This window comes from Actinoallomurus purpureus (genome assembly GCF_024055795.1).
Lineage (GTDB): Bacteria > Actinomycetota > Actinomycetes > Streptosporangiales > Streptosporangiaceae > Actinoallomurus > Actinoallomurus purpureus.
In genome coordinates this window covers 294,280-302,956 of sequence record NZ_JAMXMY010000011.1, presented here as the reverse complement: position 1 = coordinate 302,956, position 8,677 = coordinate 294,280, and the positions used below count along the sequence as shown (strand labels likewise).

The window sequence follows — 8,677 nt, the reverse complement described above, 5'->3', positions numbered from 1 at the left end:
AGACCGGTTCTGTTAATCGTTTCGGTGGTTATGGCGAGAGGGAAACACCCGGTCCCATTCCGAACCCGGAAGTTAAGCCTTTCAGCGCCGATGGTACTGCACTGGAGACGGTGTGGGAGAGTAGGACGCCGCCGGACACATACATAGATCAGGAAAGCCCGCCAGGCATCAGCCGGCGGGCTTTCCTGCGTTCAACGGCCGAACGGGTCGTCGATGCAGCGGTTCCGGCTCGGCCGGAACTTACAACAATCGGTTGCGTGCGGTCAGTGCCTGCTACGTTGGTGTCGTGCCGCATGGCAGCCGGCACGAGACAGGTCGTAAGACCCACCGGGGAACTGAGGTGCGTGGTGTCCAACGAGGCCCAGGGTGAGCGCGTCATCGCGGTTCGCGACAGCAAGGACCCGGACGGTCCTAAGCTGTTCTTCAGCGTAAGCGCGTGGAAGGAATTCCTCGACCGCATCAAGGCGGGCAAGCACGACCTGCCGGAGGACATGCGCGAGGGCCTCGACGAGCGCTTCGCCCGCTGAGCCGGCCGCCGCGGCGGCCGATGTCCGAAGCGCGTCCTGCCGTACGTCGGGTAGGGTGCCTCGGGCCCATGGCCGACGATCGGGTGGATCGTCGGCCATTTCGCGCCCGCTGCGGGAGCCCTCAGCGCTCGGTGCCGCTGAAGCCGTCCCTCAGCTGCCGATGCGCTTGCGTGCCTGGCCGCGCAGGCGCCGCCGCTGGGCCGGGTCGAGCATCAGGTAGCCAACGATCGGCGCGGCGACCAGGCCCAGCACGATCAGGAGGGTCACCCACCCGGGCAGCAGCCACCAGGCGATCAGAGCCACGGCCACTCCGCCAACGACGTATCCGGTGCGTCCCACGACAGCCTCCATTCCGAGGAGTTCTCTAGGAGAACGTGCCGCACCGGGGTCGGTGTTCCGGTAAACGCGATATATCTTCTGCCTCCGCGGCCAGACCCGCGCCCCGGTGGGGCGAGGCGTCAGACGCGTGGTCGGCTCAGACGCGCAGCGTGAGCGGCCCGCCGCCCAGCTGCTCCAGGATCCTGGCGTGCAGGAGGCCGTTGCTGCAGACCACGCTGCCGCCGTCGGGACTGGGCACGCCGGACAGGTCGGTGAAGATCCCGCCCGACTCCTCAATGATGATCTGGAGGGCGGCGACGTCCCACAGGGACACCTCGGGCTCGGCGGAGGCGTCCACGACGCCCTCGGCGACCATGACGTGCGACCAGAAGTCGCCGTACGCCCGGGTGCGCCAGACGGCGCGGCTGAGACCGAGGAAGTTGTCGAGGCGGCCCTGGTCCTCCCAACCGTGGAGGCTGGAGTAGGAGAACGACGCGTCCTGCAGCTCGGTGACGCCCGACACCCGGCAGCGGGTGGCCTTGGCGAGGCTGCGGCCGGTCCAGGCGCCGCCGCCGCGAGCGGCCCACCAGCGGCGGTTCAGCGCCGGGGCGGAGGCCATGCCGACGACGACCTCGTCGCCCTCCATGAGAGCGATGAGCGTGGCCCACACGGGTACGCCGCGCACGTAGTTCTTGGTCGCGTCGATCGGGTCGATGACCCAGCAGCGCGGACCGTAGCCGGTGCGGCCGTACTCCTCGCCGTGGATGGCGTCACGTGGCCGGGCCCGCTTCAGCGTGTTGCGCAACGACTCCTCGACCAGCCGGTCGGCGTCGCTGACGGGGGTGAGGTCGGGTTTGGTCTCGACGCGGAGGTCGAGGGCCCGGAACCGGCGGGTGGCGACATCGTCGGCCGCGTCCGCCATCACGTGTGCTAGCCGCAGGTCATCCGAATAGTCAGCCACGAAGGGCTACGGTATCGCGACAGTGCCCACCGCAGACACACTAGACGGTGTGAACACACCAATATCTTCCGCGTCACCGATGCCCGAGCCGCCGGTGCCGGCTCTGCTGTTCGATCTGGATGGAACACTGATCGACAGCGTGTACCAGCACGTGATCGCCTGGCGTAACGCGCTGACGGTCGTGGGAATCGACCTGTCGGTCTGGCGGATCCATCGGCGGATCGGCATGAGCGGCGGACTGTTCGTGTCGGCGCTGCTGCGTGAGACGGGGGTGTCGCTGACCCCGCCGGAGATCGAGGAGCTGCAGAAACTGCACGCGCGGGCCTACCTCGAGCAGGTCGGCTCCGTACGGGCGCTGCCCGGCGCGGCCGAGCTCCTGGGCTTCCTCACCGGCCGTGGCGTGCCGTGGGCCATCGCGACGAGCGGCCGGATGGAGACGGCGCATTCCGCCCTCGCGATGCTGGGGCTGCCCGACGACACACCCATGATCACGCGTGACATGGTGCGGTTCGCCAAGCCGGATCCGGATCTCTTTCTTGCAGCGGCGGCCCTGCTCGGTGTCGAACCTCAGCACGCCATGGTGGTGGGCGACAGCGTGTGGGACCTGCTCGCGGCACGGCGCGCCGGAGCGCTCGGGATCGGCCTGCAGTCCGGCGGGTACGGCCGTGAGGAGCTCGAGCGGACCGGAGCGTTCCGCGTGTACGCCGATCCGGCCGACATGCTCACCCGCATCGACGAGCTCGGGCTACGGCAGACGATCTGATCCGCGTCGCCGGCCGGCACTGGCTCGACCGGGACAGCACCGAGTCGTTCGCCGCGGTGCTCGGCCACGCACTCGCTCCGATCCTCCGGAGCCTGGAACCGGCGGACTCCTGAGCCGGCAGGCGAACCTCGCACCAGAAGGCGGCGAGACGCTCGGGATCACGACAGCCGCGACGCGGGATCGACCCCGTCTGAGCCGGCGGCGTCAGTCGGTCTCGGTCCCCTCGCGGGCGGCCAGCAGGCGGCGCAGCGACGCGAGGCGTGACACGGTCGCGTGACCGGCGGCGGCCCACGCGTCGAGCGCGCAGTCGGCTTGCAGGTGCGTGCAGTGCGGCGGGCACTCCGCGGCGCCCTCGGCGAGGTCGGGGAAGGCGCCCAGGATGTCGTCGGCCGTGACGTGGGCCAGCCCGAAGCTGCGCACGCCCGGGGTGTCGATGATCCAGCCGTCCCCGGAGGGCAGCTCCAGCGCGATCGCCGACGACGACGTGTGCCGGCCCCGTCCGGTGACCGGGTTGACCTCGTTGACGGCGCGCTCGGCGTCCGGGACGAGGGCGTTCACCAGCGTCGACTTTCCGACGCCGGAGTGCCCGACCAGCACGCTCGGCCGTCCGGCCAGCCGCTCGGCGAGGTGGTCGACCGGCTCGTCCTTGCGCGTGACGACGTACGGGACGCCGAGCGGCGCGTACGTCGCCAGCAGGGTGTCGGGCGACGCGAGGTCGGCCTTGGTCAGGCACAGGAGCGGATCCAGGCCCGCGGCGTACGCGGCGACGAGGCAACGGTCGATCATCCCCGAGCGCGGCGGCGGGTCGGCCAGCGCGGTCACGATGACGAGCTGGTCGGCGTTGGCGACGATCACGCGTTCGACCGGGTCGGTGTCGTCCGCGGTGCGGCGGAGCGTGGACGTCCGGGGTTCGATGCCGACGACCCGTGCGAGGGTGTCGGCGCGGCCGGACACGTCACCGACGAGGCGCACGCGATCGCCGACAACGACGCTCTTGCGGCCCAGCTCGCGGGCGCGCATCGCGGTGACCTTACGGGGGCGGTCGCCCTTCTTCCGCCCGGCGTGTCCGGTGCCGTCGCCGCCGACCAGGCAGGTGTAGCGGCCGCGGTCGACCGCGATGACGAAGCCGCCGACGGCGTCGTCATGGGCCGGGCGCCGGCGGGTGCGCGGCCGGGAGCCGCGCCCCGGGCGCACGCGAACGTCGTCCTCGTCGAGCCTGCCCCAGTCGCGCGCCACGATTACCGGAGCATCTCCGTCCACAGCTCGCCGAATTCGGGGAGCGTCTTGCCGACGGTCGGGAGGTTCTCCACCTCGACGCCGGGCACGGCCAGGCCGAGGACGGCCCCGGCCATCACCATCCGGTGATCGTCGTAGGTGTGGAAGACGCCGCCGCGCAGGGGCCTGGGCCGGATCTCGAGGCCGTCGGGCAGCTCCCGCACGTCACCGCCCAGGCCGTTGATCTCCGTGGTCAGCGCGGAGAGCCGGTCGGTCTCGTGGCCGCGCATGTGGGCGATGCCGCGCAGCCGGGACGGGCCGTCGGCCAGGGCGGCGAGTGCGGCGATCACGCAGGTCAGCTCGTTGACGTCGCCGAGGTCGGCGTCGATGCCGTGGATCGTGCCGCCGCCGCGCACGGTCAGGTCGCCCGCGTCGTACGCCGCCGAGCCGCCTATGTCGGCGAGCAGGTGGCGCAGGGAGTCACCGGGCTGGGTGGTCTCGGCCGGCCAGCCACGAACCGTCACCCGGCCGCCGGTCACCAGGGCGGTCGCCAGGAAGGGTGCGGCGTTCGACAGGTCCGGCTCGATGTCGACCTCGCCGCCGCGCAGGGCGCCCGGCTGCACGCGCCAGACGTCCGGGGCGCTCTCGACGGAGGCGCCGGCGTCGGCCAGCATCCGCATGGTCATCGCCAGGTGCGCCGCCGACGGCACCGGAGGCCCTTCGTGGCGGACCTCGATCCCCTTGGCGTAGCGCGGGGCGGCCAGCAACAGACCGGACACGAACTGGGAGGACCCCGACGCGTCGATCGTGACCGAACCCCCGGGCACCGCACCGGTGCCGCGCACGGTGAACGGGAGCGCGTCACCCTCCACCTCGACGCCGAGCGCACGGAGGGCGGCCAGGATGGGGCCCATCGGCCGTTTCCGGGCGTGCGGGTCGCCGTCGAAGGCCACCTCACCGGTCGCCAGCGCCGCGACCGGAGGGACGAACCGCATGACCGTGCCGGCGAGCCCGACGTCGAGTCTCGCCGAGCCCCGCAGCTCACCCGGCGTGACGCGCCAGGCGCCCCCGTCCGCCTCGTCGACGGCCACGCCCAGCGACCGCAGGGCACCGACCATGAGGAGCGTGTCGCGGCTGCGCAACGGCCGCCGGATCAGTGACGGCTCGTCGGCCAGCGCCGCGATGACCAACGCGCGGTTGGTCATCGACTTCGACCCCGGCAGCGCGACGGTGGCGTCGACCGGCCCGTCGGCGGCGGGTGCGGACCACAGAGGAAGCATGACTGAAGGGTACCGGTCCCGGCCGCGCGTGAACCGCGCGTAAAGCACCGGTGCCGAGACGATCGCGGATCGTGAATGCGCCGGTAGATCCCCCGGCGGCGGACCCGGCCGCTCGCTACGTTGACGGCAGCCGGCTCCGGAGTCCGGGAATGCCGCACGACAGGGGGACGACTGTTGGACGCATCGCCACGGCCAGGACGCCGGGCCCGGCGCGCACCGGCCGGGCCGGCCACGCCCGCGGCGGGACGGCGATCGACCCCGTTGCCCCCGGGACCGTACGAGTTGCGCCTTGCGGACCTGCGCACCCGGTGGCCCGGCGGTGAGATCATCGGCTTCGGCGACACCGACCTGTTGCTGCCCCAGGGGCGCCGGGTCGCGCTGCTGGGCCGCAGTCCCGTCGGCACCTCGGCGCTGGCCGCCGTGCTGCTGGGGTTCCTCGACTACCAGGGCGTCGCCACCCTGAACGACGTGCAGCTTCGGGATCTCGCCGACGAGGACGTCCGGAAAGTCATCGGGCTGTGCGCCCACGACGCCCACCTCTTCGATACGACGCTCGCCGAGAACGTCCGGGTGGCCCGTCCGGACGCCACGGCCGAGGACGTCGCCCGCGCGCTGGGCGGCGCGGGGGTCGACCTGCCGCCCGACACGCGCCTGGACGACGAGAGCGTCGCCGCCGGCGACGACCGCCGGCGCATCGCGCTGGCCCGCGCCCTGCTCGCCGACCTGCCGATCCTCATCCTCGACGAGCCGGACACCCGGCCGGACGAGAGCGCCGCGGATGCCGCGCTGGCCGACCTGATCGCCGCCGCCCAGGGCCGTACGCTCCTGCTGATCCTGCACCGGCCGGTCCTTCCGGGGGCCGCGGCGATCCTCCGTCACGTCGACGAGGTCGTGGAGATCTGAACGTGGCACACCGCCCCGGCCGAGCGTGAACGGCCTCAGTGCCCGATCTTCGCGGCCTTCCGGCGGGTGTCCGCGACGCGCTTGGCGGCCTTGCGCCGCGCGCGCTCGGCCTTGCGGCCGGCCTCCGACCGGGCGAGCGCCGCCTGCAACTTCGCCTCGTGGGCACCCGTGCGGGCCGCCTTGATCGGGCGGTACTTGCCGGGTGCCGTCCCGGCGACCAGCAGCGCCCCCAGCAGCCCGGCGGTCTTGAAGAACTGGGAGCGCTCCGCGGCGCGCCGCTCCGGGTCGTCCTCGGTCCAGAACCGGTGCTCGGCCAGGAGGCTGGGGATCAGCTGGCCGGCGAGGACGAGCGTCGACAGCCGTTGGAACCGGCCGAGGGCCAGGAGCGCGCCGGTGCCCAGACACACCGCCCCCTGGATCCGTACGAGCGCCTCGGGGTCCTTGGTGGGGAGCCAGGACACACGGTCGGCGAGGGGCTTGATCACGGGGGCGATCTTGTCGGCACGGGAGCCCGGATCGCGCAGCGTCTCGATGCCCGTCACCATGAACGGCGCCGCCATGAGAGGACGGGCGATGGTCCTGATGGGTTGCATGCACCCGTCATGCCCACCGTGTGCGCGAACAAGCCCACCTCTTTGGCAAGCTTGGCGTCCGGCGCGGGGTGCGCCGTACCGACCGGAAGGGGGCGCGCGGAGCCATGTGCGGGCGGTATGCCACGGCGCGCGGGCGCCAGGAGATCATCGACGCGTTCGACGTCGAGCGCGACACCACCGACGCGCTCGAACCCGACTACAACGTCGCGCCCACCAAGCCGGTACCGGTGATCCTGACGAGGGACGTCCGCGAACTCCACGTGGCGCGCTGGGGACTGGTGCCCTCCTGGGCCAAGGACGCGTCGATCGGCTCCCGGATGATCAACGCGCGGCTCGAGACGGTGCACGAGAAGCCCGCCTTCCGGCGCGCCTTCGCCCGGCGCCGCTGCCTGCTGCCCGCCGACGGCTACTACGAGTGGTACACCCGTGAGGAGGGCGGCAAGCAGCCGTTCTACATCCGGCCCTCGGACGGGAGCATGCTCGCGATGGCCGGCCTGTACGAGGTCTGGCGTCCCCGACCCGACGCATCGGAGGAGGAGTGGCTGCTGACCTGCACGGTCATCACCACCGAGGCCGGCGACGACGTGGGCCGGATTCACGAGCGGATGCCGATGCTGGTCGAGCCGGAGCGCTTCGGCGCGTGGCTGGACCCGGCGCTGACCACCGCGGAGGAGGTCCGGTCCCTGTTGGTGCCCGCCGTCGCGGGCCGCCTGGAGGCGTACCCCGTCTCCACTGCGGTGAACAAAGTGCGAAATAACGGACCTGAGCTGGTAAAACCGCTGCCGGATATGGGTATCTCCTCCAGCGAAACCCCCACGCTGTTCTGACCGCGCCGCCGGGAGGTACGCATGGTCGTGGACACGGCGCAGAGACGCCTTGAGGACATGATCGCCGATCTCGATCGCGCGATCGTGGTACTGCAGAGCGAGCACCCGGAGGCCGACCAGCACACCGCCGACGCCGGCGCGAGCCTCTCCGCGACCGACCGGGCGGACGCCGCGCTGGACGCGATGCGCCGGGAGCGCGCCGAGGTGCTCGCGGCCCTGGCCCGGGCCCAGGCGGGCACGTACGGCAAATGCGTCGACTGCGGCCACCCGGTGCCGGAGGGCCGCCTCGAGGCGCGGCCCGCCGCCGCCCGCTGCGTCACCTGCCAGGCGAAGCGCGACCGGATCCGGCGCTGAGTCCTCTCAGGAGCTCCTGACCAGGTCCGCGACCACCGGATGCCGAGCGGCTCGTCGCCGAGCGGCATCCGGCGCCGGCTCGCGTCAGGCGCTCTTGATCGCGCTGGCGACGAGGTGAATGCCGACCGGCTCGTCGCCGAGCGGTGCCGTCAGCTCCGCGCGGACCAGCCGTGGAAGCGCCTGGGGACTCATGGTGAGGACGTGCTCGACCGTCGAGGGCGACAGGGTCGTCCGCGGCCGGATCCACTCGAGCTCCAGCCCGCTGTCGGCGAGCAGCTCGCGCAACTGCTCGGCGCCGAAGCACCGGGTGATCGATCCGTCCGGCCAGGGCACCAGGACGACCTCCGATCGGGGGACGTCGGACAGGTGCGCCCAGAAATTCTGCTCAGCGAGGATGGCCATGCCGAGCACGAGCGAGTCGACGCACATCAGCACCCGGCCGCCCGGCCGGAGCACCCGCGCGATCTCCGCGACGACGTTCTCGGTGACGAGATGCCGGGAGAGCACGCGGCCTTCGGCCACCACCGCGTCGAAGGAGCCGTCGGCGAGGAAGCCGAGTGAGGCGGGATCGGCCACCACCGGCCGTACCCGCCGCGGCCGCGGCCCGCTGCGCGGTGTCTCCTGGACCTCGACGACCGTGTGGCCGGCCGCCGCCGCCTGCGGCGCGCACCGTGCCTGCGGGCCCGACAGGTCGAGCACGCGGGAGGGCCGGCGCGGGAGCCAGCGGGAGAGTTGGGCCGCGGCCACGGCCCAGTAGAAGGTCCAGTAGCTCGCGAGCGACTCGGACTCGCCAACAGCGGGATGCTTCGCCGGAATCGACAGCACGGCGGCTCCTCGGGGATGCATTTATCCCAATCCTTCCCTGTTGGCGGCACCGCTTCACCCGTCGTGACTGGTGACCGAGCATTCCTCTTTCCCGGGAATCCCGCAGCCATG

11 protein-coding genes and 1 rRNA gene are annotated in these 8,677 nt (G+C 72.1%); 6 read left to right on the top strand and 6 right to left on the bottom strand.

The window, feature by feature from the left end; genetic code table 11:
* Nucleotides 1–20 precede the first annotated feature (20 nt).
* A 5S ribosomal RNA gene (gene rrf / locus NE236_RS22350) occupies nucleotides 21–137 on the top strand.
* 210 nt (nucleotides 138–347) lie between these two features.
* The gene (locus NE236_RS22345) at nucleotides 348–527 is read left to right on the top strand and encodes a DUF397 domain-containing protein (protein WP_252844002.1); all 180 of its coding nucleotides are present in this window, start codon (nucleotides 348–350) and stop codon (nucleotides 525–527) included.
* Between the two features lie 150 nt (nucleotides 528–677).
* Here NE236_RS22345 and NE236_RS22340 read toward each other — a convergent pair whose 3' ends face one another.
* Both NE236_RS22340 and NE236_RS22335 read right to left on the bottom strand, forming a co-directional pair.
* A complete protein-coding gene (locus tag NE236_RS22340) occupies nucleotides 678–866 on the bottom strand; it encodes a tail-anchor membrane protein (protein ID WP_252844001.1) in 189 nt (62 codons plus the stop codon).
* Between the two features lie 136 nt (nucleotides 867–1,002).
* Nucleotides 1,003–1,806, bottom strand: coding sequence for an inositol monophosphatase family protein (locus NE236_RS22335; protein ID WP_252844000.1), 804 nt, complete (start codon nucleotides 1,804–1,806; stop codon nucleotides 1,003–1,005).
* Between the two features lie 79 nt (nucleotides 1,807–1,885).
* Between NE236_RS22335 and NE236_RS22330 the strand changes: the two genes are divergently transcribed.
* Nucleotides 1,886–2,569 (top strand): HAD family hydrolase, encoded by a 684-nt coding sequence (locus tag NE236_RS22330; RefSeq protein ID WP_252844014.1) that lies wholly within the window; start codon nucleotides 1,886–1,888, stop codon nucleotides 2,567–2,569.
* Between the two features lie 204 nt (nucleotides 2,570–2,773).
* On the opposite strand, the gene rsgA is transcribed toward NE236_RS22330, so the two are convergent.
* Nucleotides 2,774–3,805 carry a ribosome small subunit-dependent GTPase A gene (rsgA, locus tag NE236_RS22325; RefSeq protein WP_372494414.1) on the bottom strand — a complete coding sequence of 344 codons (1,032 nt, stop codon included), beginning with the start codon at nucleotides 3,803–3,805 and terminating at the stop codon, nucleotides 2,774–2,776.
* 2 nt (nucleotides 3,806–3,807) lie between these two features.
* The gene (gene aroA / locus NE236_RS22320; RefSeq protein ID WP_252843999.1) at nucleotides 3,808–5,064 is read right to left on the bottom strand and encodes a 3-phosphoshikimate 1-carboxyvinyltransferase; all 1,257 of its coding nucleotides are present in this window, start codon (nucleotides 5,062–5,064) and stop codon (nucleotides 3,808–3,810) included.
* A gap of 282 nt (nucleotides 5,065–5,346) precedes the next feature.
* On the opposite strand from aroA, the gene NE236_RS22315 reads away from it, so the two are divergent.
* Nucleotides 5,347–5,967, top strand: a complete 621-nt coding sequence (locus NE236_RS22315) for an ATP-binding cassette domain-containing protein (protein WP_252843998.1) — start codon at nucleotides 5,347–5,349, stop codon at nucleotides 5,965–5,967.
* 35 nt (nucleotides 5,968–6,002) lie between these two features.
* Here NE236_RS22315 and NE236_RS22310 read toward each other — a convergent pair whose 3' ends face one another.
* A complete protein-coding gene (locus NE236_RS22310; RefSeq protein WP_252843997.1) occupies nucleotides 6,003–6,560 on the bottom strand; it encodes a DoxX family protein in 558 nt (185 codons plus the stop codon).
* 104 nt (nucleotides 6,561–6,664) lie between these two features.
* Between NE236_RS22310 and NE236_RS22305 the strand changes: the two genes are divergently transcribed.
* On the top strand, nucleotides 6,665–7,387 hold the full coding sequence (locus tag NE236_RS22305) for an SOS response-associated peptidase (protein ID WP_252843996.1): 723 nt from the start codon (nucleotides 6,665–6,667) through the stop codon (nucleotides 7,385–7,387).
* A 21-nt stretch (nucleotides 7,388–7,408) separates the two neighbouring features.
* Nucleotides 7,409–7,741, top strand: coding sequence for a TraR/DksA family transcriptional regulator (locus NE236_RS22300; RefSeq protein ID WP_252843995.1), 333 nt, complete (start codon nucleotides 7,409–7,411; stop codon nucleotides 7,739–7,741).
* 84 nt (nucleotides 7,742–7,825) lie between these two features.
* On the opposite strand, the gene NE236_RS22295 is transcribed toward NE236_RS22300, so the two are convergent.
* Entirely contained in the window at nucleotides 7,826–8,587 is a 762-nt protein-coding gene (locus tag NE236_RS22295) for a methyltransferase domain-containing protein (protein ID WP_252843994.1), read from the bottom strand.
* Between the last annotated feature and the right edge of the window lie 90 nt (nucleotides 8,588–8,677).

Coding starts and splice junctions, on each gene's coding strand:
- NE236_RS22330 (WP_252844014.1), top strand. CDS start 1,886: ATGCCCGAGCCGCCGGTGCCGGCTCTGCTGTTCGATCTGGATGGAACA.
- aroA (WP_252843999.1), bottom strand. CDS start 5,064: ATGCTTCCTCTGTGGTCCGCACCCGCCGCCGACGGGCCGGTCGACGCC.
- NE236_RS22310 (WP_252843997.1), bottom strand. CDS start 6,560: ATGCAACCCATCAGGACCATCGCCCGTCCTCTCATGGCGGCGCCGTTC.
- NE236_RS22305 (WP_252843996.1), top strand. CDS start 6,665: ATGTGCGGGCGGTATGCCACGGCGCGCGGGCGCCAGGAGATCATCGAC.
- NE236_RS22300 (WP_252843995.1), top strand. CDS start 7,409: ATGGTCGTGGACACGGCGCAGAGACGCCTTGAGGACATGATCGCCGAT.
- NE236_RS22295 (WP_252843994.1), bottom strand. CDS start 8,587: ATGCATCCCCGAGGAGCCGCCGTGCTGTCGATTCCGGCGAAGCATCCC.